The 25560-nt window shown below is 71.4% G+C and carries 24 protein-coding genes, 1 tRNA gene and 1 pseudogene; 10 read left to right on the top strand and 16 right to left on the bottom strand.

What is annotated here, in order from left to right; translation table 11 throughout:
- Positions 1-120 precede the first annotated feature (120 nt).
- Positions 121-2511 carry a penicillin-binding protein gene (locus Prubr_RS14365; protein WP_212828023.1) on the top strand — a complete coding sequence of 797 codons (2391 nt, stop codon included), beginning with the start codon at positions 121-123 and terminating at the stop codon, positions 2509-2511.
- A gap of 74 nt (positions 2512-2585) precedes the next feature.
- Here Prubr_RS14365 and Prubr_RS14360 read toward each other — a convergent pair whose 3' ends face one another.
- On the bottom strand, positions 2586-3041 hold the full coding sequence (locus tag Prubr_RS14360; protein ID WP_212825689.1) for a GatB/YqeY domain-containing protein: 456 nt from the start codon (positions 3039-3041) through the stop codon (positions 2586-2588).
- Positions 3042-3066: 25 nt separating this feature from the next.
- On the opposite strand from Prubr_RS14360, the gene Prubr_RS14355 reads away from it, so the two are divergent.
- The 3 genes from Prubr_RS14355 to Prubr_RS14345 all read left to right on the top strand — a co-directional run bounded on the left by Prubr_RS14355 (position 3067) and on the right by Prubr_RS14345 (position 5632).
- Positions 3067-3960, top strand: coding sequence for a metallophosphoesterase (locus Prubr_RS14355; RefSeq protein WP_212825687.1), 894 nt, complete (start codon positions 3067-3069; stop codon positions 3958-3960).
- Between the two features lie 87 nt (positions 3961-4047).
- Positions 4048-4124 (top strand) — tRNA-Pro (locus Prubr_RS14350).
- A 242-nt stretch (positions 4125-4366) separates the two neighbouring features.
- Positions 4367-5632: an endonuclease/exonuclease/phosphatase family protein gene (locus Prubr_RS14345; RefSeq protein WP_212825685.1), complete on the top strand. Its 1266-nt coding sequence runs from the start codon at positions 4367-4369 to the stop codon at positions 5630-5632.
- An 82-nt stretch (positions 5633-5714) separates the two neighbouring features.
- Here the strand turns inward: Prubr_RS14345 and Prubr_RS14340 are convergent, their stop codons facing one another.
- From Prubr_RS14340 to Prubr_RS14320, 5 genes are all read right to left on the bottom strand, one after another.
- The gene (locus Prubr_RS14340; protein WP_212825683.1) at positions 5715-6683 is read right to left on the bottom strand and encodes an NAD(P)-dependent alcohol dehydrogenase; all 969 of its coding nucleotides are present in this window, start codon (positions 6681-6683) and stop codon (positions 5715-5717) included.
- 11 nt (positions 6684-6694) lie between these two features.
- Positions 6695-6967, bottom strand: a complete 273-nt coding sequence (locus Prubr_RS14335; RefSeq protein WP_212825681.1) for a hypothetical protein — start codon at positions 6965-6967, stop codon at positions 6695-6697.
- Complete coding sequence (locus Prubr_RS14330) at positions 6964-7317, bottom strand: ArsR/SmtB family transcription factor (protein ID WP_212825679.1); 354 nt, start codon at positions 7315-7317, stop codon at positions 6964-6966. The genes Prubr_RS14335 and Prubr_RS14330 overlap by 4 nt, the downstream gene beginning before the upstream one ends.
- A gap of 131 nt (positions 7318-7448) precedes the next feature.
- Complete coding sequence (locus Prubr_RS14325) at positions 7449-7838, bottom strand: VOC family protein (RefSeq protein ID WP_212825677.1); 390 nt, start codon at positions 7836-7838, stop codon at positions 7449-7451.
- Complete coding sequence (locus Prubr_RS14320) at positions 7835-8197, bottom strand: DUF1801 domain-containing protein (RefSeq protein ID WP_212825675.1); 363 nt, start codon at positions 8195-8197, stop codon at positions 7835-7837. Before Prubr_RS14320 ends, Prubr_RS14325 begins: the two co-directional genes overlap by 4 nt.
- A gap of 86 nt (positions 8198-8283) precedes the next feature.
- Here Prubr_RS14320 and Prubr_RS14315 point away from each other — a divergent pair, with 86 nt between their 5' ends.
- Positions 8284-9174, top strand: coding sequence for a LysR family transcriptional regulator (locus Prubr_RS14315; protein ID WP_212825673.1), 891 nt, complete (start codon positions 8284-8286; stop codon positions 9172-9174).
- A gap of 14 nt (positions 9175-9188) precedes the next feature.
- Here Prubr_RS14315 and Prubr_RS14310 read toward each other — a convergent pair whose 3' ends face one another.
- From Prubr_RS14310 to Prubr_RS14295, 4 genes are all read right to left on the bottom strand, one after another.
- Positions 9189-9644, bottom strand: a complete 456-nt coding sequence (locus Prubr_RS14310; RefSeq protein WP_212825671.1) for a hypothetical protein — start codon at positions 9642-9644, stop codon at positions 9189-9191.
- Between the two features lie 161 nt (positions 9645-9805).
- Positions 9806-10516, bottom strand: coding sequence for a fibronectin type III domain-containing protein (locus Prubr_RS14305; protein ID WP_212825669.1), 711 nt, complete (start codon positions 10514-10516; stop codon positions 9806-9808).
- A 119-nt stretch (positions 10517-10635) separates the two neighbouring features.
- The gene (locus Prubr_RS14300; protein WP_212825667.1) at positions 10636-11895 is read right to left on the bottom strand and encodes an RNA polymerase sigma factor; all 1260 of its coding nucleotides are present in this window, start codon (positions 11893-11895) and stop codon (positions 10636-10638) included.
- 5 nt (positions 11896-11900) lie between these two features.
- Positions 11901-12251: a YciI family protein gene (locus Prubr_RS14295; RefSeq protein WP_212825665.1), complete on the bottom strand. Its 351-nt coding sequence runs from the start codon at positions 12249-12251 to the stop codon at positions 11901-11903.
- A 260-nt stretch (positions 12252-12511) separates the two neighbouring features.
- Here Prubr_RS14295 and Prubr_RS14290 point away from each other — a divergent pair, with 260 nt between their 5' ends.
- Positions 12512-13933, top strand: a complete 1422-nt coding sequence (locus Prubr_RS14290) for a sensor domain-containing diguanylate cyclase (RefSeq protein WP_212825663.1) — start codon at positions 12512-12514, stop codon at positions 13931-13933.
- 47 nt (positions 13934-13980) lie between these two features.
- Here Prubr_RS14290 and Prubr_RS14285 read toward each other — a convergent pair whose 3' ends face one another.
- Positions 13981-15042 carry an aspartate-semialdehyde dehydrogenase gene (locus Prubr_RS14285; protein WP_212825661.1) on the bottom strand — a complete coding sequence of 354 codons (1062 nt, stop codon included), beginning with the start codon at positions 15040-15042 and terminating at the stop codon, positions 13981-13983.
- A gap of 5 nt (positions 15043-15047) precedes the next feature.
- Complete coding sequence (locus tag Prubr_RS14280) at positions 15048-16313, bottom strand: aspartate kinase (RefSeq protein ID WP_212825659.1); 1266 nt, start codon at positions 16311-16313, stop codon at positions 15048-15050.
- 271 nt (positions 16314-16584) lie between these two features.
- Here Prubr_RS14280 and Prubr_RS14275 point away from each other — a divergent pair, with 271 nt between their 5' ends.
- The gene (locus Prubr_RS14275; protein ID WP_246568682.1) at positions 16585-17406 is read left to right on the top strand and encodes a hypothetical protein; all 822 of its coding nucleotides are present in this window, start codon (positions 16585-16587) and stop codon (positions 17404-17406) included.
- A 392-nt stretch (positions 17407-17798) separates the two neighbouring features.
- Positions 17799-19490, top strand: a complete 1692-nt coding sequence (gene leuA / locus Prubr_RS14270; protein ID WP_246568947.1) for a 2-isopropylmalate synthase — start codon at positions 17799-17801, stop codon at positions 19488-19490.
- A 33-nt stretch (positions 19491-19523) separates the two neighbouring features.
- Here leuA and Prubr_RS14265 read toward each other — a convergent pair whose 3' ends face one another.
- Positions 19524-20579, bottom strand: coding sequence for a hypothetical protein (locus tag Prubr_RS14265; protein WP_212825656.1), 1056 nt, complete (start codon positions 20577-20579; stop codon positions 19524-19526).
- Between the two features lie 143 nt (positions 20580-20722).
- Positions 20723-22205 (bottom strand): annotated as a pseudogene (locus Prubr_RS14260) (MFS transporter).
- 114 nt (positions 22206-22319) lie between these two features.
- Between Prubr_RS14260 and Prubr_RS14255 the strand changes: the two are divergent.
- Positions 22320-22994 carry an HNH endonuclease family protein gene (locus tag Prubr_RS14255; RefSeq protein WP_212828019.1) on the top strand — a complete coding sequence of 225 codons (675 nt, stop codon included), beginning with the start codon at positions 22320-22322 and terminating at the stop codon, positions 22992-22994.
- Positions 22991-23380 (top strand): hypothetical protein, encoded by a 390-nt coding sequence (locus Prubr_RS37970; protein ID WP_343221644.1) that lies wholly within the window; start codon positions 22991-22993, stop codon positions 23378-23380. The genes Prubr_RS14255 and Prubr_RS37970 overlap by 4 nt, the downstream gene beginning before the upstream one ends.
- Positions 23381-23426: 46 nt before the next feature.
- On the opposite strand, the gene Prubr_RS14245 is transcribed toward Prubr_RS37970, so the two are convergent.
- Entirely contained in the window at positions 23427-24524 is a 1098-nt protein-coding gene (locus tag Prubr_RS14245; RefSeq protein WP_212825652.1) for an ABC transporter ATP-binding protein, read from the bottom strand.
- On the bottom strand, positions 24521-25558 hold the full coding sequence (locus tag Prubr_RS14240; RefSeq protein WP_212825650.1) for an ABC transporter ATP-binding protein: 1038 nt from the start codon (positions 25556-25558) through the stop codon (positions 24521-24523). Before Prubr_RS14240 ends, Prubr_RS14245 begins: the two co-directional genes overlap by 4 nt.
- Positions 25559-25560 lie beyond the last annotated feature (2 nt).

Below are 25560 nucleotides of genomic sequence, written 5' to 3'. Positions count from 1 at the left end.
CGCACCCGGACACGCAGGGCCATGCGTCTAGCACAACGAGGCCGACGCCGTGAGGAAATGGGCGAAGTACACGGCAAGCGACCCCGTTGGTCGCTCGCGTACCCTGGCCCCGTGACCTGGATGCGGAAACGTGACCACAACATCCTGACCAACGCCGCGTCGCTGCTGATCTGCGGCCTACTGGCGGGCGTGGTCGTCGCCGCGGCGGCGTTCCCCGCGGTGGCCCTGTCCGGTCTCGCCGCGAAGGCGGGCGCCGAGACATTCGACAAGCTGCCGAGCGAGCTGACCGTCAAGAGCGCGCCCCAGATCAGCTACCTCTACGCGTCGGACGGCAAGACACCGCTGGCCACGATGTACGACGAGAACCGGCGCGACGTACCGCTGAAGGACGTCTCCCCGCTCATGCAGCAGGCGATCATCGCCGCCGAGGACAAGAAGTTCTACGAGCACAACGGCGTCGACGTCAAGGGCGTGGCCCGTGCCTTCGTCGCCAACAACTCCGCCGGCGCCACCCAGCAGGGCGCCTCGACCCTGACGATGCAGTACGTCCGGCTGGCCATCGCCTACTCGGCGACCCACCCGCAGGACGTCGTGGCCGCGACCGAGGACACCAACGCCCGCAAGATGCGCGAGATGCGCTACGCGATGCAGATCACCAAGGAACTGTCCAAGGACGAGGTCCTGGAGCGTTACCTCAACATCGCGCCGTTCGGCAACGGCGCGTACGGTGTCTTCGCCGCCAGCCAGGTCTACTTCGGAAAGCACCCCAAGGACCTGACCATCGAAGAGGCGGCGATGCTCGCCGGCATGGTCAAGGCCCCGTCCGCGTTCGACCCGACCACCGAGGGCGGCTACCCGCAGGCCGTGGTCCGGCGCGACTACGTCATCGACCAGATGGTCATCACCGGCGCCATCACCGCCGAGCAGGCCGCCACCGCCAAGGCCGTCGAGCTCAAGGTCAAGGGCAAGCGGGCGCCGAACGGCTGCGTCGCCGCCAACAAGGCCACCTGGGGCTTCTTCTGCGACTACTTCTACCGCTGGTGGATGGATCAGGAGACGTTCGGCGCCACCACCTACGACCGGGAGCGCCGGCTCAAGAGCGGCGGCTACAGCATCGTCACCTCCCTCGACGTCGCCACCCAGGACGCCGCCAACAAGAACATCGAAAAGCGGATCAAGAACGACAACAAGAACGCCCTGATGGTCGCGGCCGTCGAGCCCGGCACCGGCCGGGTACGCGCCCTCGCCGTCAACCGGGTCTTCAAGCTCGACGACCCGAGCAACCCACAGAACAAGATGTCCAGCAACCCGGCCAAGGCGCGGCAGGGGATCCGGGGCACCTACCCCAACACCACCAACCCGCTGATGACCGGTGGCGGCGACATCACCGGCTACCAGGCCGGCTCGACGTTCAAGATGTTCACCCTGCTCGCGGCGCTGGAAAAGGGCTACCCGCTGGCGACGTCGATCAACGCCACCTCGCCGCTCCAGACCGACTACATCATCGAGCACGGCAGCCCGGCGGCGTGTGCCGGCACCAACAAGTACTGCCCGGTCAACGCCACCCCGTCCTGGATGAACGGCGTCCGGAACATGTGGACCGGGATGGGCCGCTCGGTCAATACGTACTTCGTCAAGCTCCAGGAGATGGTCGGGGCCGACAACGTCATCAACGCCGCCAAGCGGGCCGGCATCCAGTTCCGCGACGTCGAGGACGCGGCGCGGGCCGACAACCCGCAGGGTGCCAAGCAGTGGGGTGCCTTCACCCTCGGCGTCTCGCTGACCACCCCGCTCGACCTGGCCAACGCCTACGCCACCCTCGCCGCGGACGGCAAGTACTGCGAACCGATCCCGGTCCAGGAGATCCGTGACCAGGAGGGCAACAAGCTCGACGTCGCCGACCCGCGCTGCAAGGACGAGTTCAAGCCCGAGGTGGCCCGCGCCGCGATCGACGCCGGCCGCTGCCCGGTCGGCGACAACTCGTCCACCAGCCGCTGCGACGGCGCCACCGCGGGCGGCATCCGTGGCGTGGTGAAGAAGCCGGTGTCCGGCAAGACCGGCACCACCGACGCCGAGAAGACCGCCTCGCTGGTCGTCACCACCAAGCAGCTCGCCGTCGCCGGCATCCTCGCCGACCCCGACTGGGCGCAGACCACGGCCCGGATGGACCACGCCATCGTCAACCCGGCGGTCTACGAGACGCTCCGGGACGGCATGAAGGACAAGGAGTCCAAGCAGTTCACCCCGCCGAGCGGCAAGCTCGTCAACGGTGAACAGCGCAGCATTCCGGTCGTCAGATGCCAGGACGTCGACACCGCCCGGTCCCGGCTGCGCGCCGCCGGCTTCGACGTCTCCGTCAACTCCGGCCGCGTCGACTCGAGCTGCCCGGCCGGCACCGTCGCCGGCACCACCCCCGACGGCCGGACCATCCGGGGCGGCGCGGTCTCCATCCAGGTCAGCAACGGCCGCGGTGGCGGCACGCAGAGCCCGTCACCGGGCGCGAACGACTGACGGCCCCGTACGCGACAGAGGGCGGGCACCCCGACGGGTGCCCGCCCTCGCGGGTTGTCGGGCCGGTACGGCGCTCAGAGGCCGAGTTGCCGACGTACCTCGGCGGCGACCCGTCCCCCCTCGGCCCGGCCGGCCACCGCGGCCTGGGCCGCCTTCATCGCCGGGCCCATCTGGGCCTTGCCGGTGAACCCACCGGCGGACAGCGCGTCGGCGACCAGGCCCGCCAGTTCCTCGTCGCCGAGCTGCTTCGGCAGGTAGCGCTCCAGCACCTCACCCTCGGCCGTCTCCTTCGCCGCCTGCTCGGTCCGGCCGGCGTCGGCGAACGCCACGGCCGCCTCGCGCCGCTTCTTCGCCTCCCGGGTCAGCACGGCCAGCACCTCGTCGTCGGACAGGTCCCGCTTGGCCTTACCGGCGACCTCGGCGTTGCCGATCGCCGCCAGCGCCATCCGCAGCGTCGAAGTGGTCAGCTCGTCCCGCGCCTTCAGGGCCGTGCGCATGTCCGTCGTGAGGGTGTCCTTCAGCGTGCTCATGGCTGGTGAAACTACCCTGAACGCCATGCGAAAGCGCACTGTTATGCGGCTCGCCGCCGCCACCGCCGCCGTCGGCGCCGGCACCCTGGCGTACGCGTCCCTCGTCGAACGCAACATGTTCACCCTGCGCCGGTTCGACGTACCGGTGCTCCCTCCAGACGCGGAGCCGCTGCGCATTCTGCATCTCTCCGACATGCACATGACCCCCGACCAGCGCCGCAAGCAGGCATGGGTGGCGTCCCTGGCCGCCACCGACCCCGACCTCGTCGTGGTCACCGGCGACAACCTCGCCCACCCCGACGCCGTACCCGGCGCACTGCGGGCCCTCCAGCCACTGCTCGACTTCCCGGGCGCGTTCGTGTTCGGCTCCAACGACTACCGGGGGCCGGTCTGGAAGAACCCGTTCAGCTACCTGCTGCCCGAACGCGAATACGTCCAGGGCGTCGACCTGCCGTACGAGGACCTGCGTGAGGTGCTGCTCGGTGCCGGCTGGGCCGACCTGAACAACGCCCGCACCACGACCAAGATCGGCGGTCGGGTGGTCGAGCTCGCCGGCGTCGACGACCCGCACATCGGCCGCGACGACTGGGACCAGGTCGCCGGCCCGGTTCCCGAGCAGGCCGAGCTGTCGGTGGCCCTGACCCACTCCCCCGAGCCCCGGATCCTCGACCTGATGGCCGCCGACGGATTCGACCTGCTGCTCGCCGGACACACCCACGGCGGGCAGGTGTGTGTGCCGTTCGTCGGTGCCCTGGTCACCAACTGCGAGCTGCCCACCTCGATGGCCAAGGGCCTGCACCGCTGGCCGGGCTCGGACTCGTGGCTGCACGTGTCGGCCGGCATCGGCACCCACCCGACCGCGCCGGTACGGTTCGCCTGCCGCCCGGAGGCCTCGCTGCTGACGCTGATTCCCCGCTGACCCGCGTCCCCCGGGCCGGTCCGGCCGGCCCGGGGGGATCCAAGTTTGCCCCTCGGCGGCGGTGGGCTACTATTTGTCGGCACGCCTCGGGGTGTGGCGCAGTTTGGTAGCGCGCTTCGTTCGGGACGAAGAGGTCGTCGGTTCAAATCCGGCCACCCCGACCAGGTGAGAGGGCATATCCGCGCGGCGGATATGCCCTCTTCTGGTTCCTGCGGCGGTCGGACTGCCGCCTGCCCCCTTGCCAGCCGTACGGCGATCAACGAACCTCAGTGTTCACACCACGGCCACCGGGTTGTCGGTGCCCACCGATAGACACGTGGGCGCACATCGACGCCGGGCACAGGCCGGCGTGGACAAGCCAGCCCGGCCGGGGTGTCCCGGCCGGACGACACGGCAAGGAGGACGCATGTCGTCAGCCGTCAGGCGATCCCGACGGATCGCGGTACGTGGCGGATTGCTCGCCACGGCGGTCATGCTCGCCGCGCTGCCCTCGGTGGCGGCACCGGCCGCCGCACACGGCAAGGGCAAGGACGTACGGTTCGCCACGTTCAACGCCGCGCTCAACCGGAGCGCCGCCGGCACGCTGCGGGCCGATCTGTCGACGCCCGGGAACGCGCAGGCGCGCACGATCGCCGAGATCGTCCAGCGCAACCGGCCGGACGTGCTGCTGGTCAACGAGTTCGACTACGACCCGGTCGCGGCCCGGCTGTTCCAGGACAACTACCTGTCGGTCGGCCAGAACGGCGCGAAGCCGATCCGCTACCCGCACCGGTTCATCGCGCCGAGCAACACCGGTATCGCCTCCGGCTTCGACCTGAACAACAACGGCCAGGTCGTCACCCAGCCGGGTACCCCCGGGTACGGCGACGATGCGCTCGGCTTCGGTGACTTCCCGGGCCAGTACGGCATGGTCGTCTACTCGCAGTATCCGATCGACCTGCGCGGTGCCCGTACCTTCCAGAACTTCCTGTGGAAGGACATGCCGGGTGCGCTCCTGCCCGACGACCCGGCCACCCCGGCGCCCGCCGACTGGTATTCGCCGGAGGAGTTGGCGGTCTTCCGGCTGTCGTCGAAGAGCCACTGGGACCTGCCGATCAAGGTCGGTAAGCGGACGGTGCACTTCCTGATCAGCCACCCGACGCCGCCGGTCTTCGACGGTCCGGAGGACCGTAACGGGCGGCGGAACTTCGACGAGATCCGGTTCTGGGCCGACTACGTACGGCCGGGGAGCGGCCGCTACATCTACGACGACCAGGGGCGTCGGGACGGGCTGCGGCCGGGGTCGAATTTCGTGATCGCCGGCGATCTGAACTCCGACCCGCGCGACGGTGACAGCATCCCGGGGGCCGCGCAGCAGCTCCTGGAGCACCGGTGGGTCAACGCCGGGTTCACCCCGTCGAGCCGTGGGGCCGTCGAGGCGAGCGCGCTGCAGGGCGGCGCCAACACCACCCACCGCAGCAACCCGAAGTACGACACCGCCGACTTCGCCGACGTCCCGGGTCCGGGCAACGTACGCGCCGACTACGTCCTGCCGTCGCGCGGATTGGCCGTACGGGATGGTGGGGTGTTCTGGCCGGTCGCGAGTGATCCGCTGGCGCGGCTCACCGGGACGTTCCCGTTCCCCAGTTCCGACCACCGGCTGGTCTGGCTCGACCTGCGCGTCGGCCGGTAGCGCCGCGTCTTCGGTCCGGGGCCGGGTCCGGCCCCGGACCGGTGGGCCGTCGCCGCCGCCCGGGTGCGGTGATCCGGCGGCTTCACACGGTGATGACCACCTTGCCCCGCGCGTGCTGGTCCGCGAGGTAGCGGAAGGCGTCGGCGGTCCGGTCGAGCGGATAGGTCCGGTCGACGACCGGCACCAAGTTGCCGGCGTCAACGAGGGCGGTGAGCCCGAGAAGGTCCGGTTTGCGACTGGTCGACGTGAGTGGCCGCACCCGGCGCCGCCGTACGAGCGGTGCGACGAGCATCGCCGCGAAGTTGCGTTCGAATCCGCCCAGCACCGGGCCGCCGGTCTCCACTCCGACCAGCACGAGCGTTCCGGCCGGGGTCAGGAGCCGGCGGAGCTGCGGGATCGGCCGGTCACCGACAATGTCGAGGATGACGTCGTACCGGCGGCCGCTCCGGGCGAGGTCCTCGCGGGTGTAGTCGATGACGTGGTCGGCGCCGAGCGATTGGACCATTTCCACCTTGGTGGTGCTGCACACGCCGGTCACCTCCGCTCCGTACGCCTTGGCGATCTGGACGGCGAAGGTTCCGACGCCGCCGGCCGCACCGATGACCAGGACCTGCTGTCCCGGCTGCGGCCGGGTCCGGCCGCTCAGGCCCTGGAACGCGGTCATGCCGGAGATCGGCACCGCCGCGGCCTGCGCGAACGTGAGCGTGGCCGGCTTCGGCACGAGGTTCGTAGCGGGTACGGAGACGAACTCGGCGAACGTCCCCGTGCCCCAGCCGAGCACCTCGTCGCCGGGCCGGAACTCGGTCACGTCGGCGCCGACCGCCGTCACCTCGCCGGCGAACTCCGTACCCCGGACCCGGTGCATCGGCGCGCGTGGCCCGGTGATGCGGACGGCGTACGGCCGGCCGGTCATCAGGATCCGGTCGCCGCGGTGGATGCCTGCGGCGCGCACGCGTACGAGCACCTGGTCTTTCCTGACCGCCGGCCGGTCGATCTCCCGAAGTTCCAGCACCTCCGGCGGCCCGTACCGGTCCTGCGCGATTGCCCTCATGACGGTCTCCCCTACTCCACGGTGCGGAGGATCTGTTCGATCGAGGCGGTCCTCGACCGGAGTTCGGACACGTCGGCGGCGGTCCGCTGCTGGGCGTCCAGGGTGCGTTCGGCCAGTTGCTCGTAGCGGCTCACCAGCTGTCGCAGCTGTTCGTCCTGCTGGACGGCGATCTTGGCCTTGCGAAAATCGAGCACGGTGGCCGCGATGGCGACGAGGATCAGGAAGATGAACATCAGTACGCCGAGCACGAGGATCGCTTCGGGCCAGGTCCAGGTGTCTGTCATCGGGAGGTCTCCTTCGGTGCGGGACCCGGCACCGGGTCCGATCTGGTGAGGGTCTCGGCCGCCTCGACGATGGTCGATGCGGTCAGGTGCACGTCGAACTCGGCGACCTGGTAGTACTTCATGGCCTTGCCGTCCTCGGAGAGTTCGAGGCTGCCGACGATCAGGCCGGCGGTTTCCAGCCGCTGCAGGTGCATGTGCAGCAGGGGGCGGCTGATCCCGATCTCTCGAGCCAGGTGGCTCACGTAGTCACGGCCGCCGGCCAGCTTCGCCATGATGCGCAGCCGCAGCGGATTGGCCAGTGCGGCCAGCATCTCGACCAGTTGGTCACCGGTCGGCTGGGCCACTGTCATGTCCCTCCTTCGCATGTAAGGAATTTCTTACACGTGAAAGCGTAGCAACGCGCGACGCCGGACCACAAGCGTGGCCCGGCGACGCGCGTCGGTCGGATCTGGGACCGTCGGCGGGTCCGAGGAGTCGTCGCTCAGGCGTCCTGGGGATACCAGCGCAGCTCGACGCTGTTGCCGTCCGGGTCGGCGACGTACACCGAGGTCGCGTCACCCCGGGCACCGAACCGGCCGACCGGCCCCTCCAGCACCGTGAAGATGCCGGAGTCGACCACCTCCTGCCAGTCCAGCGGCGCCACCACCAGGCAGAGGTGGTCGACGTTCGACCCGTCGCGGTCGCGGCGTACCAGGTCGATGATGGTTTCCGGGGTGACCCGTACGGAGGGGAACGGGACCTTCCCGGCCCGCCACTCGTCGACGCGGACCGGCGCCAGGCCGAGAAGACCGCAGTAGAAGTCGAGCGAGCGTTCGACGTCGGAGACGTTGAGCACCAGGTGGTCGAAGCCGGTGACCCGCACGGCGCTCACCGCGGTTCCAGGTCGCGGGCCTGACGCAGCCAGTCGGTGAACAGCACCGGGTCGATCTCGTCGACCGTACGGAGCTTGACCGAGGCCATCTGCCGGGCACCGGCGCCGAGGCGACCCGATGCGTCGGTGATCTCCTGCCCCCGCCACAGCCCGAGGGTGACGTACGACGAGTACCCCTTGACGAGGCAGATCGGGTTCCTGCCCGGCTTGTCGCCGACGCCCCAGACCGGATGGCCGTGCCACATCGCGCCGGTGGCGTCGGGCAGGGCTGCCTCGATGACCGGTCGGAGCTCCTCGCCGACCTCCCGGAGCGGAGCGTCGAGGCCGGTCAGGTAGTCGGTGATCGTCGTTGTCGTCATGCCTTCACGATCCGCCGGTCGACGGCCGGGACCAAGCCGTGATCGCGCTACGATCGTTTACTCAGGTTCAACGATAGGGATCGGCGATGCTGGAACGGCACGAGCTGGAGACCTTCCTGACGTTAGCCGAGGAGCTGCACTTCGGCCGTACCGCCGAGCGGTTGCGGGTGACCACCGGGCGGGTCAGTCACGTGGTCAAGAAGCTGGAGCGTCGGATCGGCGCCCCGCTGTTCGAGCGCACCAGCCGGGTCGTACGGCTGACCCCGATCGGGCGGCGGCTCGCCGACGACCTGAGCCCACTCGTGGCCGGGATCGACGAGGCGGTCCGCCGGGCCGTGGAATCCGGCCGGGGCGTCACCGGGCGGCTGCGGGTGGCTTTCGTCGGCGAGTGGGCCGCGCCGCTGCTGCTGCGGGCCGTCGCCCTGTTCACCCGGCGGCACCCGGACTGCGAGGTCGACGTACGTGAGGCCCCGCTGCTGAACACCCGGGCCAGCCTGGTCGACGGCTCGATCGACATCCTGATCGCCTCGTTCCCGTTCGACGGGATGGCCAACGGCCCGGTCCTGCTCACCGAGGAACGGATGCTGGCGGTGGCGGCCGGGCATCCGCTGGCCGGTGCCGGGTCGGTGTCGCTGGAGGTGCTCGCGGAGCATCCGGTGGTGCAGTATCCGGCGGTGACGTCGGCGGAGTTCAAACGCGACCGTACGCCCGACCACACGCCGTCCGGCCGACCGGTGCCCAAGGGCCCGGCCGGCAACACGTTCTCCGAGATGCTCTCCCTGGTCGCACTGGGCCGGGGCGTGTTGCCGGTGGGTGCCTACACCCGGCAGTACCATCCGCGGCCGGACGTCGCGTACGTGCCGATCCACGACGCGCCGCCGATCCGGCGCGGCCCGGTCTGGCTGGAGACCAACACCACCGAGCGGGTACGCGAGTTCGTCCGCGCCGCCGTCGACGCCAACCCACCGGCCGACTGAGACCGGCGCGTGCCTCAGCCGATGTGCAGCAGCAGGACCTCATCATCCTGGAGTCGGGAGATGTTGTCATGCAGCAACTTCAGGGCGTCCAAGCCCGCCGTGGCACTTTCCGCGAAGCCGTTGCCCATCTCGTCGAAATGAGCAGTCAACTCGTCGATGCTGTGGCCGGCGGGGTCGAGTTGGTCCAGGAATCTCCGGTGGGCCGGCGTGATCAGGACGGTGAGGTCGTACACCTCGTTGATGGCCGCCGACTCCGCAGCGAATTCCGACCCGTCAAGTTCGACTCCGCGATCCTCCAGATACTCCAGCAGATCCGACATGCAGTAGCCGGACCAGCCGTATTCGCTCGGCGGTCGATGTCCATGTTCGACGATGGCGGCCCTGACCGCCGCAGTCGAGTCGCCGGCGAGCCGGGCCAACTCCGGAACCCGGCTCCGGTCGATCACCGTCAGTGTCACCACGGCCGACAACCCGCACGTCCTTCCATCCTTCCGGCTCCGATCTCGTCATCCGTGCGTCGGACTTCGTGGCCGGCCGGGCGGGGCTGTCTCCTGCCCTCGAGCAGGTCGGGCAGGGCCTTCGGGTTCTCCATCCCCCGATTGTCCGCCCCGGTGGTGACAGTTCCGGCGGTTCAGCCGCCGGTGGTGGTCACGGTGACCGGCGCCGACAGGGCGGAGATGTTGCCGGCGTCGTCGCGGGCCCGGACCGCGAACGTGTACGTCTTGCCGGGGGTGAGCCCGGTGACCCGCGCGGTGGTGCCGGTCGGCGGATGCTGCGGTGCGGTCGCCACGACCGGGCTGCCGGGGGCGCTGACCATGAGCACCTCGTACAACGCCACGTAGATGTTGTCGGTGGACCGGGGCCAGGTGAGGACCACCAGCGTGTCGCCGACGGTGTGCGGCACCGGGGTGCCGGGGGCGGTCGGTGGTTGGTTGTCGCCGGGCGGCATGGTCACGGGCAGCCACGGGGTCGGCGGGGAGACGTTGTTGGCCGCGTCCCGGGCGCGGACCGAAAACCGTTGGGTGCTCGACGGGCGCAGCCCGGTGATCTTGATGGAGTTCGTGGCGGTGTTGTGCACGAAGCCGACGTCGGTCGTGAACTGAATGACGTCGTACCTGGTCACGCCGACGTTGTCGGTGGCAGGTGCCCAGGTCAGCTCGATCGCCGTGGTGGTGATGCTGACGATCGTGACCGGACCCGGGACGGTCGGCGCCTCGGTGTCGGCCGTCGCGTGCGCCGGCGCCCCGGCACTGCCAGCCAGCAGCACGGCCAGCGCCGCTACGACGACCGCCCGGCGCAGGGCGCCGCCGGTCCTGGTGGACGGCCATCGTGCAGTACGCATGGAAGCCTCGCTCTCCATCGACACCAATGGATTGATGGTGACCGAGATGTTGCCGGCCGAGAAGCCGGCCGGGACACCGATCGCGCCATTTGCCGCCCCGGACAACACGGCCCGGCCCGTCAACCGTCCGAAGCGGACAGTTCGGCCGATTCGAGCCGGCTCCGTAGGTAGGCCCGTTCGGGTTCGGTGCCGGCCAGGTCCAACGCCTGCCGGTATGCCGCCGCGGCCTCGGCGAACCGGCCCAGCCGGCTCAGCAGGTCGGCCCGGGCCGCCGCGAACGGGTGGTAGGCACGCAGCCGCGGTTCGTCCGCCAGCTCGTCGAGCAGGGCGAGGCCGGCCGCCGGCCCGTCCCGCATCGCCACCGCCGCGGCCCGGTTCAGCGCGACGACCGGAGACGGTGTCAGGACCAGCAGTACGTCGTACAGCGCGACCACCTGCGGCCAGTCCGTGGTGGCCACGTCGGCGGCCTCGCCGTGCAGGGCGGCGATCGCGGCCTGCACGCCGTACGGGCCGGGTGGGCCGCCGGTCAGGGCGGTGACGACCAGTTGCCGGCCCTCCTCGATCATCGCCCGGTCCCAGCGGCCGCGGTCCTGGTCGTCGAGGAGGACGACCCCGCCGTCCGGGCCGGTCCGGGCGTCCCGCCGGGCGTGGACCAGCAGCATCAGCGCGAGCAGTCCGGTCACCTCGCGTTCGGCGGGCAGCAGCCGGCGCAGGATCCGGGCCAGCCGGATGGCCTCCTCGGCGAGGTCGAGCCGCTGGAGATGCGGGCCGGTGCTGGCCGCGTACCCCTCGGTGAAGATCGAGTAGACGACCTGGAGGACCCCTGGCAGCCGTTGCGGCAGTTCGTCGGGGCCGGGCACCCGGAACGGGATGCGGGCGTCCCGGATCTTCTTCTTCGCCCGGACGATCCGTTGCGCCATCGTCGGAACCGGCACCAGGTAGGCCCGGGCCACCTCGGGCGTGGCGAGCCCGGCAAGGCAGCGCAGGGTCAGGGCACCACGGTCCTCGGCGGGCAGCGCCGGGTGGGCGCAGGTGAAGAAGAGGCTCAACCGCTCGTCCGGGAGATCACCGTCGGGGTCCGGTGGCATGGCCGGCCCGGCCCGGTCCGCCTCGGCCTGGAGGAGGGCGATCCGGGCCGCGTACGCCTGGTCGCGCCGCAGCCGGTCGACGGCCCTGCGGCGTGCGGTGGTGAGCAGCCAGGCGCCGGGCCGCGCGGGTACGCCCCGCCGGGGCCAGTGTTCGAGGGCGGCCTCGATCGCCTCGGAGGCGACGTCCTCGGCCAGGTCGAGGTCGCCGAAGCGGTGGACGAGGGAGGCGAGCAGCCGGCCCCGCTCCTCGCGGAAGACCGCCTCCACCGCGCCGGCTGCCCGCTCGTCCATCGCCGTCAGCCCTGCGGGTAGTCGGCGACCGGTCGTACCTCGACGCCGCCGCCACCGCGCGATCCGGGGCAGCGGGCGGCCCAGTCGAGAGCCACGTCGAGGTCCGGTACGTCGATGACGTAGTAGCCGCCGAGCAGTTCCCGGGTCTCGGCGAACGGCCCGTCGGTGATCGTGCGTTCCCCGGTCTGGCTGACCCGGACCGTGGTGGCCGTGACGAGGTCCTGCAGCGACTCGCCGGAGGCGAAGATCCCCGCCTCGTGCACCGCCTTGTCGAACGCCATCCAGTCGGCCGGGGTGCAGCCGAAGTCGTTCGGGTCGGCGTCGGGTGCGGGGTGGATGAGCAGCATGTACTTCATGGTCCGTCTCCTGTCGTACGGGGTACGGCGCCCTGCCGTACAGCATGACGACGAACGGGGTACGGCCGTATCGACATCGCCGGCAGAGATTTTTCGTACGCCCCACCCAGCCCCGACGCTACCGCGACAACGGGCCGCCGCCGGGCTTCCGGCGAGCCGCAAGCAACGGCCCGCATCCAGCTGGCGACGCTCAGTAAAATCGGTCTGGTGCCCGGGTCACCGGCGCCGTCCACACCCCGGCCGAAGGCGGCGACCTGCGCTTGCACCCGGAACGACTGACCGCCGACTTCACGGCGCGCCTGAACAGGGCGGCGACGGTCGCCGGGTCGTGCCAGGCCGCCGCGACGACGCTTGCCGCCCACAGCGACGTGATGGTCGCGGTCCTGCTGCACGTCCACGACCGGCTGCGCTGCGTCGCGGCGACCGGCTCGTGGCAGGTGTTCGCGTCGGTGCTGCCCGGCACCGGGGTCTCCGGCCGGACGTACGCCGCCGGCAGGACACAGACGGTGACCGACGTCGCCGCCGACCCCGACTACATCGCACTCGGGCCACCGGTCGCGGTCGAGATCTGCGCGCCGATCGTGGACCGGGCCGGCCGGGTGATCGGCGTACTCAACCTGGAATGGTCCGAGCCCGTCGACATCGACGGGTGGCGGGTGCTCGCCGAGCGGGTCGCGGCCGACCTCGGCGCGCACCTCGACCGGCTCGGCGGGCCGCCGGCGGAGAGCCGGAGCGAGAAACTCCTGCGGTACGCGGGTGCGATGACCTCGGCCGCCTCGGAGCGGGCGCTGGCCAGGGTTTCCATCGACGCCGCCCGCGACGTGGCCGGGCTCGCCGCGGCGGTGCTGTTGCTGACCGGTCCGGACGGACCCCGGTTGGCGCCGCCGACCGCGCGGCCGGGCCCGTTGGAGTCGCGGCTGCGCGAGCGGCTGGCCGCGGCGAGCGCCGCCGAACTCGGCGAACTCGTGTCGCGGGCGCACCGGCACGGGGCGTCGTACACGCTGGGTGAGACCGGGCCACCGACGACCCGGGGCTACGAGGTCCTGGTCGACGCCGACGTCTGCACGCTGATCTCGGTGCCGGTCGGGCCGCCGGACGCGGGCGGGGTGCTGTTGGTCGCCGACGAGGTGGCGTCGCGCCCGGACCCGACGACGGTCAACCTGATGGAGTTGCTCGCCGCCCAGGCGTGGAGCTGCCTGGACCGGCTGCGCAGCCTCCAGAAACTGCATGAGCAGGCGATCTCCGACCCGTTGACCGGATTGCCGCACCACGGGCCGTTCGGTGAGCGCATCGCCGCCGCCGTCGCGGACCGCACGGCGCTGCTGGCCGTCGACGTGGACGACTTCAAGAGCATCAACGACACGTACGGGCACCAGGCCGGTGACCGCGTGCTGGTCGGTCTGGCCCGGGCTCTGGAGCGGGCGCTACGGCACGGTGACGAGTTGTACCGGATCGGTGGCGACGAGTTCGTGGCGGTGGTCGAGGTGACGGCGCCGCGGGAGGCGGTCGGGATCGCCGAGCGGCTGGCCGGCGCGGCGCGGGCGCTCGGCCGCACGATCAGCGTCGGGGTGGCGGTGCAGCGGTCGGACGAGTCGCCGGACCTGACGCTGCGCCGGGCCGACGCGGCGCTCTACACGGTGAAACGCGCCGGCGGCGACGGCGCCCGCCTCGCCCCGGACTGAGCGGCCGGCGGCCAACCGGATGCTCCTGCCGGGGCGGGCGCCGGCCGTCAGCGGGCGGCGAACTCGGGCGCCAGCAGTTCGGCGATCTGGGCGGTGTTGAGCGCGGCACCCTTGCGCAGGTTGTCGCCGGTGACGAACAGGTCGAGGGCGCGCGGGTCGTCCATCGAGCGGCGGATCCGGCCGACCCACGACGGGTCGGTGCCGACCGCGTCGATCGGCATCGGGAACTCGCCCTGGGCGGGGTCGTCGACCAGGATGACCCCGGGTGCGTTGCGCAGCGCCTCGCGGGCCCCCTCGGCGTCGACCTCGCTGCCGAAGACGGCGTGCACGGCCACCGAGTGGCCGGTGACCACCGGCACGCGTACGCAGGTGGCGGAGACCTTGAGGTCGGGCAGCCCGAGGATCTTGCGGGTTTCGTTGCGCAACTTGAGTTCCTCGGACGACCAGCCGGAATCGGCCAGCGAGCCGGCCCACGGCACGACGTTGAGGGCGAGCGGGGCGGGGAACGGACCGAGGTCGTCGCCGACGGCCTGGCGTACGTTGCCGGAGCGGCTGCCCAGCGCGCGGTCGCCGGCGACCTTGGAGAGCTGGTCGTGCAGGGTGTCGACGCCGACCTGGCCCGCCCCGGAGACCGCCTGGTAGGAGGCGAGGACCAGCTCGCGCAGCGCGTACTCGCGGTGCAACGGGGCGATCGCCACGATCATCGCCAGGGTGGTGCAGTTGGCGTTGGCGATGATGCCCTTGGGCCGGTTGCGTACCTGCTCGGGGTTGATCTCGGGGACGACCAGCGGAACGTCGCGGTCCATCCGGAAGGCGCCGGAGTTGTCGACGGCGATGGCGCCGCGGGCGACGGCGACCGGCGCCCACTCCGCGGACACCTCGTCGGGTACGTCGAACATCGCGACGTCGACGCCGTCGAACGCCTCGGCGGACAGCCCCTGGACGGTCAGCTCCTCGCCCCGGCAGACCAGCTTGCGGCCGGCGGAGCGGGGCGACGCGAGGAGCCGGATCTCACCCCAGTGGTTCTTGCGGGCGGACAGCAGCTCCAGCATGACGGTGCCGACGGCGCCGGTCGCCCCGACGACCGCGAGGGTGGGCAGCCGGGCCATGCCGGCTACCGGCCGGTTCCGGCGTAGACCACGGCTTCCTCCGAGCCGCCGAGGTCGAACGCCTCGTGCACGGCGCGTACGGCACTGTCGAGGTCGGTGTCACGGCAGACCACGGACACCCGGATCTCCGAGGTGGAGATCATCTCGATGTTGACGCCGGCCTCGCCGAGGGCGGCGAAGAAGCTGGCGGCCACGCCGGGGTGCGAGCGCATGCCGGCGCCGATCAGGGAGACCTTGCCGACGTGGTCGTCGTAGAGCAGGCCCTTGAACTTGACCGACTCCTGGATCTTGTTGAGCGCGGCCATGGCGGTGGGACCGTCCGCCTTGGGCAGGGTGAACGAGATGTCGGTGCGGCCGGTGCCCTCGGTCGACACGTTCTGCACGATCATGTCGATGTTGATCTCGGCGCCGGCCACGGTCTCGAAGATCTGGGCGGCGGCGCCCGGCTCGTCCGGCACCGCCACGATGGTGATCTTGGCCTCGCTCCGGTCGTGGGCGACCCCGGTGATCATTGCTTGTTCCACGGAAAGGTCCTCCATCGATCCGGTGACCATCGTGCCGGTGTTCGTCGAGTAGGACGACCGGACGTGGATGGGCAGGGCGGCCCGGCGGGCGTATTCGACGCTGCGCAGGTGCAGCACCTTCGCGCCGCAGGCCGCGAGTTCGAGCATTTCCTCGTAGGTGATGTGCTTGATGTGGCGGGCGTTGGGCACGATCCGCGGATCGGCGGTGAAGACACCGTCGACGTCGGTGTAGATCTCGCACACGTCGGCGCCGAGCGCGGCGGCCAGTGCGACGGCGGTCGTGTCGGAACCGCCACGGCCGAGCGTCGTGATGTCCTTGGTGTCCTGGGAGACGCCCTGGAAACCAGCGACGATCGCGATCGCGCCCTCGTCGAGCGCGCCCTGGAGACGCCCCGGCGTCACGTCGATGATCCGGGCCCGGCCGTGCACGGAGGTGGTCAGCACGCCGGCCTGCGACCCGGTGTAGGACCGGGCCTCGTAGCCGAGGTTGTGGATCGCCATCGCCAGCAGGGCCATCGAGATCCGCTCGCCGGCGGTGAGCAGCATGTCCAGCTCGCGACCCGGCGGCAGCGGGCTCACCTGGTGGGCCAGGTCGAGCAGTTCGTCGGTGCTGTCGCCCATCGCCGACACCACGACCACCACGTCGTCGCCGGCCTTGCGGGCGGCCACGATCCGCTCGGCGACCCGCTTGATGCGCTCGGCGCTGGCGACGGAGGAGCCGCCGTATTTCTGCACCACCAGTGCCACGGCAGTCCACTCCTTCCGGGGCGCCCAGGGCTGCGCCGGCGCCTGCGGCCGGTGCCCGGCGACCCCTTGTCCGACCCTAGACGTCGAACCTGCTGACGGTTCACCTCGCCCGCGGCACCCCACGCTGGGCACGCGAGCCGACATCAGGGTACCGGCGGGCTGTGACGGCGTGGACACGCGATCCCACCATCCGGCCGTGGGGGGCGACACGCCGGTGCGGCAACCGACCCCGGTGCACACCCGAGGCACCGCCGGCCGTGACAATGGGCGCGTGCGCCCCGGAGCTGCCCCACGTCCCGCTGCCCGATCCGGTCTGCTCGGCGTGCTGACCACCGCCACCGCGGTCCTGGTCACCGGCTGCGGCTCCGACGCGCCGACGGCCGACCCGACACCGACCCCGAGCGCCACCGGGGCGGATCAGACGCCGGCCCGGGCCCAGCTCGCCGGCCTGGCCGCCGCGGCGCAGGATCGCCACCTGTCGGCGTTCTACACGCTGTCGGCCGCCGACCGGGCCGACCGTACGGTCGCGTTCACCGCCGCCCCGGACGGCAGCTGGCGGGTCGACATTCCCGGCGGCGCGCTCGGCGGCACCGCCGACGTCTCGGTGGCCCGCACCGGTGACGGGCTCTTCCAGTGCGCGCTGCCGTCGGTGACCCGGCAGATCCCGCCGACCTGCGTGCGGGTCGCCGATCCGGACGGCCAACTCGCGGCCGGCGACGATCCGCGGGTCCAGCACCCGCTGGTGAGTTGGTCACGGGTGCTCACCGACCGCCGGGCGGCCCTGTCGGTGACCGCCGTCCAGCCGCTGCCCGGCAGCCGTGGCGCCTGCTTCGCGGTCGAGTCGACGTCCGCCTCGCTGCGGGCACCACTCGACGTGGGGATCTACTGCTATGCCCAGGACGGCACGCTGACCGGGGCGAAGGTCGCGTTCGGCACGCTGATCCTCGCCGGTGAGCCGGTCGCCGCGCCGCCGACGGTGACGCTGCCCGGCCCGGTGGTCGCGGGTGAGCCGCTGGACATGGCGTCGCCGCCACCGCCGCCGACGCCGACCGTGACCCCCTCCGGGAGCCCCTCGCCGACACCGTCCGCCTGACCGGCGCCGCGCCTTCCGGCCATGGTGCCGCTCCTGGGACTTTCGTCTCAAATCCCGGGTCGGGGTTGCCATCGCCGATTGATCACGTAGGGTGACCAGTGTTATGTGGCAGGCCCTTCTCCTTGGTCGCCGCGGCGAGGCCCACCGGGCCGGCACCTCGTCGCGGAGTTGACGCGCGCCGCCTGAGCACGTCTCACCGATCCAGCCATCGACGCATCGGATCGTCATCAGCAAGACTCTTCCCGCGCTGACGTCACCCTGACCACAGGAGCATTTCCGTCATGTCAGACAACGCCGCAATCAGCACCACGTCCACCGACCCGTCCGCCGTACCGGGCGGTCCGGCCGCCGCGACCGGCCCGGACCCGATCGGCCGCCAGCAGGCCAGCCGGATGCCGTACCGGCGCTACGAGGCCTACCACCGCCAGTTCTCCGTCGACCTGCCCGACCGGCGGTGGCCGACCCGGCGCACCGAGGTCGCGCCGCGCTGGTGCGCGGTCGACCTGCGCGACGGCAACCAGGCGCTGATCGACCCGATGTCGCCCGAACGCAAGCGCCGCATGTTCAGCCTGCTGGTCGAGATGGGCTACAAGGAGATCGAGGTCGGCTTCCCGGCCGCCAGCCAGACCGACTTCGACTTCGTCCGCCAGCTCATCGAGCAGGACCTGATCCCCGACGACGTCACGATCCAGGTGCTGACCCAGTGCCGCGACCACCTGATCGAGCGGACCTTCGAGTCGCTGCGCGGCGCGAAGCGGGCGATCGTGCACTTCTACAACTCGACATCGACGCTGCAGCGGCGGGTGGTCTTCGGTCTGGACCGCGCCGGCATCACCGACATCGCCACCCAGGGCGCCCGGCTGTGCCAGAAGTACGCGGAGATCCACACGCCGGACACCGAGATCTTCTACGAGTACTCGCCCGAGTCGTACACCGGCACCGAACTGGACTACGCGCTGGAGGTCTGCGCGGCGGTCATCGAGGTGATCGACCCGACGCCGGACCGCCCGTTGATCATCAATCTGCCGGCGACCGTCGAGATGGCCACCCCGAACGTCTACGCCGACTCGATCGAGTGGATGGACCGCAACCTGCCCCGCCGCGAGTCGGTCGTCCTCAGCGTGCACCCGCACAACGACCGGGGCACCGCCGTCGCCGCCGCCGAACTCGGCCTGCTGGCCGGTGCGGACCGGGTCGAGGGCTGCCTGTTCGGCAACGGCGAACGCACCGGCAACGTCGACCTGGTCACGCTCGGCCTCAACCTGTTCTCGCAGGGCATCGACCCGGAGATCGACTTTTCCCGCATCGACGAGATCAAGCGCACCGTCGAGTACTGCAACCAGCTCCCGGTGCACGAGCGCCACCCGTACGCCGGCGACCTGGTCTACACCGCGTTCTCCGGTTCCCACCAGGACGCGATCAAGAAGGGCTTCGACGCGCTGGCCGCCGACGCGCAGGCGGCCGGTGTCGCGCTCGACGACCACACCTGGGGCGTGCCGTACCTGCCGATCGACCCGAAGGACGTCGGCCGCACCTACGAGGCGGTCATCCGGGTCAACTCGCAGTCCGGCAAGGGCGGCGTGGCCTACATCATGAAGGAGGAGCACCACCTGGACCTGCCGCGCCGGCTCCAGATCGAGTTCTCCGGCGTGGTCCAGCAGGTCACCGACGCCGGCGGCGGCGAGGTCGAGCCGGCCCGGATGTGGGACATCTTCGCCACCGAATACCTGGTGGACCACCAGCGGTTCGCCGCGGTCGAGCTCGCCGAGTACTCGACGGCCACCGTGGACGGCAAGGTCGAGATGCTGGCCGAGGTCCACTTCGGCGGCAACCGCCGGCCGCTGGCCGCGGTCGGCAACGGCCCGATCGACGCGTACGTCAACGCGCTGCAGGCCCTGGGCGTGCACGTACGGGTGCTCGACTACCACGAGCACGCGATGTCCTCCGGCGGCGACGCCCAGGCCGCCGCGTACGTCGAGTGTGAGGTCGACGGCCGTGCGGTGTGGGGCGTCGGGCTGGACGCGAACATCGTGACGGCGTCGGTGAAGGCGGTCACCAGCGCGGTCAACCGCTCCCGCGGCTGAGTTCCCCGCCCGGACCCGCCCCGGCCCAGCCGCTCAGTTGACCGGCTGGGGCGGGGCGAGTTCGGCGGCGACGCTGGCGCAGATCCCGGCGCCGTACGACAGCTTCCGGGAATCGGGATAGCTGACGAGGACGGCGAGCACCCAGCCGTCGGTCGCCGCCAGGCAGTTGACCTGCCATTGCGAGTCGGCCCGGACGAAGCCGTTGGTGAAGCCGACGCCCAGGTCGGTGACTGCCGGCGGCAGCCCGTCGACGATGCCCCAGCCGATCCCGGTCAGCTCGCCCTTGTCGGACGCCTCGCCGTTGACCTCGGCCATCTCGTCCAGCACCCACTTCGTCCACTTCGGACCAGCGGCCCGGCCGTCGGCGACGCAGTCGCCGAGCCGTACCGAGTCGCCGGCCGAGATCCGGGTCCGCCGCCAGCCGCCGTCGTGCACCTCCGTCTCGACCAGGGCGCAGACCGGGATCATGCGGCGGCTCTGGGTCGCCCCGCCGGCCGCCTCGTACAGCGCCTGGGTGGCGTCGTCGTCGCCGTCGCGGATCGCCCGGCTGGCCTGCGCCAGGCGGTACGGCTCCGGCTGCCCGCCCTGCTCGGTGGCGTGCCGCAGATAGTCGGCGACCACCCAGATCCGCATCATTCCCGCGCCCTCGACGGTGTCGCTGACGTTCGACGACCCGGTCAGCACTCCGGTGGACCGGTCGAGCAGCGCCCACGAGAACCGGCCGTCCACAATGGTCTGGACCGGTCCGGGGACGAGCCCGGACGGCTGCGGCGAGGGGCTGGGGCCGGGTGTCTGGCTGCCCGAGGGCGCGGGCCGCCCGCTGCTGTCCGGATCACCGCCCAGCCGGGCGAACGCCATCGGCACCAGGACGGCGGTGGCACCGAGCGCCACGACCGAGGCGACCGTGGCGATGAGGAGCGTCCGGCGCCGCCGGTCCCGATCCCGGGGTGACGGCGCGGCCCGGTGCCGGCCACCCGATCTCCCACCGGCGGCGGCCGGCGGCTCCTCGACGTCGACCGGGTTCAGCACCACGGTGGCGTCGTCGGTCGGGTGATCGACTCCGGTATCTACAGGTTTGTCAGTTCCCATCTCGACCACCGCTTTCCATCGCGGCTGTCGCGTCTCGCAGGACCGGCTGACCAATGGCGACAGTTACGCAACCCCCGCGGCTGCGTTTCCATCCCTTCAAACGGAGCGGATTCACGCACGTCACGGCCGATATGAAGATCGGCTTAGAGGTGTTGCGCCACCCCGCCGTACGGTCGGGAACGCCTAACCGGTCGGCCCCTCAGGGGCCCGACCGGCGGTGGTCCCGGCCGGCCGGCGGACGAAGATCCCGGCCAGTACGGCCCCGGCGAGCATCAGCCCGGCGCACCACACCATCGCCGACCGGTAGGCGGCGGCCAACTCCGTCGGCACCTCGTACGCCGTACCGGAGAGCCCGACCAGCAGCGGCAGGGCCGCCACGGCGAGCAGTCCGGCGGCCCGCGCGGCGGCGTTGTTGACCCCGCTCGCGACCCCGGCGTAGCGGTCCTCGACCGCCCCGAGCACCGACGCGGTCAGCGGGGCGACCAGCAGGGTGAGGCCGGCACCGAAGAGCAGCACCCCCGGCAGCACGTGGATCCAGTAGTTGGCGCCGGGGCCGATCGGCCGCAGCAGCAGGATACCGACGGCGGCCACGGCCGGCCCGACCGTCAGCGGCAGCCGGGGACCGATCCGGGTCGCGAGCGCGCCGGCCCGGGCCGAGCCGACGAGCAGCAGCAACGTCATCGGCAGGGTGGCGATCCCGGTCTCCAGCGCCGTGTATCCGGCGACGTTCTGCAGGTGTACGGCGAAGAAGAAGCCCTGTCCGGTCAGCGCCGCGTACACCGCGACGGTGTAGATGTTGAGCACCGAGAACAGCCGGCTGGAGAACAGCCTCGGTGGCAGCATCGCCCGGTCCCCGCGTCGGCGTTCCAGGAGCACGAAGGCGGTGGTGGCACCGACGCCGGCCGCGGCGGCCACCCAGACCGCCACCGAGCGGACGCCGTGGACCGGACCTTCGATCAGCGCGTACGTGACCCCGGCGAGCCCCAGGGCGCCGAGCAGCGCGCCGCCGATGTCGAACCGACCGGTCGACGTGGCCCGGCTCTCCGGCACCCAACGCAGGGCCGCGACGACCACCGCGACCGCCAGCGGCACGTTGATCAGGAAGATCCACCGCCAGGAGACGCTGTCGATCAGCCAACCCCCGATGAACGGGCCGATCGCGGTCGACACCCCGGACAGGCCGGACCAGGCACCGATCGCCCGGCCCCGGTGGTCCGGCTGGAAGCTGGCCTGGAGCAGGGCCAGCGAGGCGGGGGTGAGCAGGGCCGCGCCGACGCCCTGGAGGACGCGGGCGGCGATCAGCCACTCGACGGACAGTGCCAGCCCGCACAGCACCGACGCGGCGGCGAACCACAGCACGCCGATCAGGAAGACGCGCCGGCGCCCGAACCGGTCGCCGAGCGCACCGCCGAGCAGGACGAACGCGGCCAGGGTGAGCATGTAGCCGTTGACCGTCCATTGCAGTCCGGCGGTGGTCGCGCCGAGGTCGGCGCCGAGCTTCGGCAGGGCGACCGTGACGATCGTGCTGTCGAGGAAGGCCATCCCCGAGGCGAGCACGGCCGCCAGCAGGGTGCCGCGACCGGCCGCGGTGCCGAGTCGCAGGTCGGGGTTTGCCGGCTGGCTCATGGTGTCCAATCTGTCGGAGCTTCGGTCACTGTTTGCACGAAACGCCGAAGCCACCCCTGGTTATTGCCGGCGAGACGATCTAGGCAGCAAAGTAGGTGGGTGCTTTCCTCCCGTATGCGACAGACCCGTACCCGATCGATGACCTTGCGAAGTGTGGCCGCCTCGGTGGCCGCGGCGCTGGCCCTCGGCGCGCTCTCCGGTTGCGTGCCACTCGAGGAGGACCCGATCGGCGGGTCGGGCCAGCAGGCCGGCTCCGGTGACGCGGCCGAGGCCGAGAAGCTTCTCGGCGAACTCACGGTCGCCGACGCCCGGCCGATGCGCGGCTACAGCCGGGAACGCTTCAAGCACTGGCGCAGCGCCGGCAAGAACTGCGACGTACGCGACACGGTGCTGGAGCGTGACGGCACGGGCGTCGAACTCGACGGGTGCAACGTGGTCGGCGGTTCGTGGTCGAGCGTCTACGACAACCGTACGATCGACGACCCGTCCGGCGTCGACATCGACCACACGGTGCCCCTGGCCAACGCGTGGCGCAGCGGCGCCGACGAGTGGGAGGACGACCGGCGCAGCGAGTTCGCCAACGACCTGACCCGGCCGCAGCTCCTGGCGGTGTCGGCGTCGTCGAACCGGTCCAAGGGCGACCAGGATCCGTCACAGTGGAAACCGACCAACCAGGACGCATGGTGTGATTACGCTATTGACTGGATCACGGTGAAGAGCCACTGGGAGTTGACGGTGACCGCCGCCGAGAAGACGGCGCTGCAAGACATGCTGGAGACCTGCGTATGAGCGACGCGACACCGGGCGGGCCGGACGGTACCCCCGCGACAGCCGAGCCGACGGGCGGTACGCCGACGACGGCCGCCCCCACCTCGACACCCACTCCCCCGGCGGGCGACGTGCCCGCCGGGGATGCGCCGGCCGGGCCGGACAGCCGTACGACGGACGTGGTGCCCGGCCCCGGGGGCGTGATGACCGACGAGGTCGGTGTCGTGACCGGCGAACTCACCCTGCGCACCGAGTACGACGCCGGCCAGGTCACCCTGCGCGTGCAGTACAAGGACGCCGACGAGTGGTACGTCGTCACCGGTGGCCGGGCCGCGCTCGCCGACCCGGCCGGGCTGGACGCCGTACACGCGATCGCGGTCGCGCTGGTCGACCGCCCCGAGGGCTGACCGCCGCCGACGACCGGTCGGACCGGTGCCGGTCAGCCGGGGCCGGTCAGACGAACGAGCCCGGCTCGGTCGGCGCGGAGACCACCCCGGGCGTCTCGCCCTCGTCCTCGGGTCGCACCAGCTGCACCTTGACCTCATGCGGGCGGAGCTCGCCGCTGGCGATCCGTTCGGCGAAGTGGCACGCCACCCGGCTCGCGCCGATCTCGCGTAGCACCGGCCGCTCGGTGGCGCACCGGGTCGGCTGCGCCCACGGGCAGCGGGTGTGGAAACGGCAGCCGGCCGGCGGGTTGGCCGGCGAGGGCAGGTCGCCGGCCAGCAGGATCCGCTCGCGGCGGTCCTCCACCTCCGGGTCCGGGACCGGCACCGCCGACATCAGCGCCCTCGTGTACGGGTGCAACGGCTCGCGGTAGAGCCGGTCGCTGGGCGCCTCCTCGACCAGGGCGCCGAGGTACATGACGCCGACGACGTCGGAGATGTGCCGTACGACGGCGAGGTCGTGGGCGATGACCAGGTAGGTCAGCCCCAGTTCCTCCTGCAGTTCGTCGAGCAGGTTGATGACCTGTGCCTGGATCGACACGTCGAGGGCCGAGACCGGTTCGTCGGCGACGATCAGCTCGGGACCGAGCACGAGCGCCCGGGCGATCCCGATCCGCTGGCGCTGGCCGCCGGAGAACTCGTGCGGGTAGCGGGACAGCGCCCAGCCGGGCAGGCCGACCGCGTCGAGGGTCTGGCCGATGATCTTCCGGCGTTCGTCGCGGTTGGCGCCGATGCCGTGTGCCTGGAGACCTTCGACGAGAATGGACTCGACGTTCTGCCGGGGGTCGAGGCTGGACATCGGGTCCTGGAAGATCATTTGCAGGTGCCGGCGCATCGAGCGCAGCCGGCCGGCCGGCAGCTTGGCCAGATCCTGGCCGTTGTAGATGACCTCGCCGGAGGTGGTCGGGGTGAGCTGGAGGATGGCCCGGCCGAGCGTCGACTTGCCGCAGCCCGACTCGCCGACCAGGCCGTACGTCTGGCCCTTGGTGATCTTCAGATCGACGCCGTCGACCGCCTTGACGTGGCCGACCACCCGGTCGAACAGCACCCCCTTGGTGATCGGGAAGTGCACCTTGAGGTCACGGACCTCGACGAGCGTGTCGGTCACGGCTTCTTACCCTCCTCCGCGCGTGGCGCGGGCACCCCACCGGACGCGCCGACCTTCGCCGGTGCGCTCACCGGGTTGACGCACCGGTGGGCCCGCCCGTCGTGGGTCAGTGTGAGGGCCGGCGGCTCACCGACACAGGCGTCGAGGCGCCGTTCGCACCGCGGCGCGAACGCACACCCGTCCGGCCACGGCAGTACGTCCCGTACCGATCCGGGGATCGGCGTGAGGCGCTCGCCCCGGCCCGCGTCGAGGCGCGGGATCGACCCGAGCAGGCCCACCGTGTACGGGTGGTGCGGCTCGGCGAAGAGCGGACGCCGCCGGGCGGTCTCCACCACCCGGCCGGCGTAGAGGACGTTGATGGTGTCGCACAGCCCGGCGACCACCCCCAGGTCATGCGTGATCATGATCAGGGCGGTGCCGGACTCGTGGACGAGTTCCTTCAGCAGTTCGAGGATCTGCGCCTGGATCGTCACGTCGAGCGCGGTCGTCGGCTCGTCGGCGATGAGCAGCCGGGGCCGGCAGGCGACCGCCATCGCGATCAGTGCCCGCTGGCGCATGCCGCCGGAGAGTTGATGCGGATACTCCTTGAGCCGCCGGTTCGGATCGGGGATACCGACCCGGTCCAGCAGGTCGGCTGCCTCCCGGCGGGCCGCCTCGCCCTTCATGCCCCGGTGCCTGACCAGCACCTCGGTGACCTGGATGCCGATCGGCACGACCGGGTTCAAGGACGACAGCGGATCCTGGAAGATCATCGCGACGTCGCGGCCACGGACGTCCCGCATCGACTTCGCGTCGAGTTTCAGCAGGTCGGTGCCGTCGAAGTCGGCCCGGCCGCCGACCTGCACACCACGCTGCCGGGGCAACAGTCCCATGATCGCGAGCGAGGTGACGCTCTTGCCGCAGCCGGACTCGCCGACCAGGCCGACCACCTCGCCGGCGTCGACGTTGAAGGAGACGCCGTCGACGGCGCGGACCGTGCGCTGTCCCCGGCGGGAGAAGGTGACGGACAGGCCGTCCACGTCCAGCAGTGCCATCG

It is taken from the genome of Polymorphospora rubra (assembly GCF_018324255.1).
GTDB classification, from domain to species: Bacteria; Actinomycetota; Actinomycetes; order Mycobacteriales; family Micromonosporaceae; genus Polymorphospora; species Polymorphospora rubra.
This window is presented reverse-complemented; position numbering and strand designations above follow the sequence as displayed.

What these genes read in the sequence shown, in the direction of transcription:
- Prubr_RS14340 (WP_212825683.1), bottom strand. Translation starts at nt 6,683, where the DNA reads ATGAGGGCAATCGCGCAGGACCGGTACGGGCCGCCGGAGGTGCTGGAA.
- Prubr_RS14255 (WP_212828019.1), top strand. Translation starts at nt 22,320, where the DNA reads ATGCGACAGACCCGTACCCGATCGATGACCTTGCGAAGTGTGGCCGCC.
- Prubr_RS14320 (WP_212825675.1), bottom strand. Translation starts at nt 8,197, where the DNA reads ATGACGACAACGACGATCACCGACTACCTGACCGGCCTCGACGCTCCG.
- Prubr_RS14265 (WP_212825656.1), bottom strand. Translation starts at nt 20,579, where the DNA reads ATGGGAACTGACAAACCTGTAGATACCGGAGTCGATCACCCGACCGAC.
- Prubr_RS14315 (WP_212825673.1), top strand. Translation starts at nt 8,284, where the DNA reads ATGCTGGAACGGCACGAGCTGGAGACCTTCCTGACGTTAGCCGAGGAG.
- Prubr_RS14360 (WP_212825689.1), bottom strand. Translation starts at nt 3,041, where the DNA reads ATGAGCACGCTGAAGGACACCCTCACGACGGACATGCGCACGGCCCTG.
- Prubr_RS14295 (WP_212825665.1), bottom strand. Translation starts at nt 12,251, where the DNA reads ATGAAGTACATGCTGCTCATCCACCCCGCACCCGACGCCGACCCGAAC.
- Prubr_RS14355 (WP_212825687.1), top strand. Translation starts at nt 3,067, where the DNA reads ATGCGAAAGCGCACTGTTATGCGGCTCGCCGCCGCCACCGCCGCCGTC.
- Prubr_RS14345 (WP_212825685.1), top strand. Translation starts at nt 4,367, where the DNA reads ATGTCGTCAGCCGTCAGGCGATCCCGACGGATCGCGGTACGTGGCGGA.
- Prubr_RS14285 (WP_212825661.1), bottom strand. Translation starts at nt 15,042, where the DNA reads ATGGCCCGGCTGCCCACCCTCGCGGTCGTCGGGGCGACCGGCGCCGTC.
- Prubr_RS14365 (WP_212828023.1), top strand. Translation starts at nt 121, where the DNA reads ATGCGGAAACGTGACCACAACATCCTGACCAACGCCGCGTCGCTGCTG.
- Prubr_RS14335 (WP_212825681.1), bottom strand. Translation starts at nt 6,967, where the DNA reads ATGACAGACACCTGGACCTGGCCCGAAGCGATCCTCGTGCTCGGCGTA.
- Prubr_RS14240 (WP_212825650.1), bottom strand. Translation starts at nt 25,558, where the DNA reads ATGGCACTGCTGGACGTGGACGGCCTGTCCGTCACCTTCTCCCGCCGG.
- leuA (WP_246568947.1), top strand. Translation starts at nt 17,799, where the DNA reads ATGCCGTACCGGCGCTACGAGGCCTACCACCGCCAGTTCTCCGTCGAC.
- Prubr_RS37970 (WP_343221644.1), top strand. Translation starts at nt 22,991, where the DNA reads ATGAGCGACGCGACACCGGGCGGGCCGGACGGTACCCCCGCGACAGCC.
- Prubr_RS14305 (WP_212825669.1), bottom strand. Translation starts at nt 10,516, where the DNA reads ATGCGTACTGCACGATGGCCGTCCACCAGGACCGGCGGCGCCCTGCGC.
- Prubr_RS14330 (WP_212825679.1), bottom strand. Translation starts at nt 7,317, where the DNA reads ATGACAGTGGCCCAGCCGACCGGTGACCAACTGGTCGAGATGCTGGCC.
- Prubr_RS14300 (WP_212825667.1), bottom strand. Translation starts at nt 11,895, where the DNA reads ATGGACGAGCGGGCAGCCGGCGCGGTGGAGGCGGTCTTCCGCGAGGAG.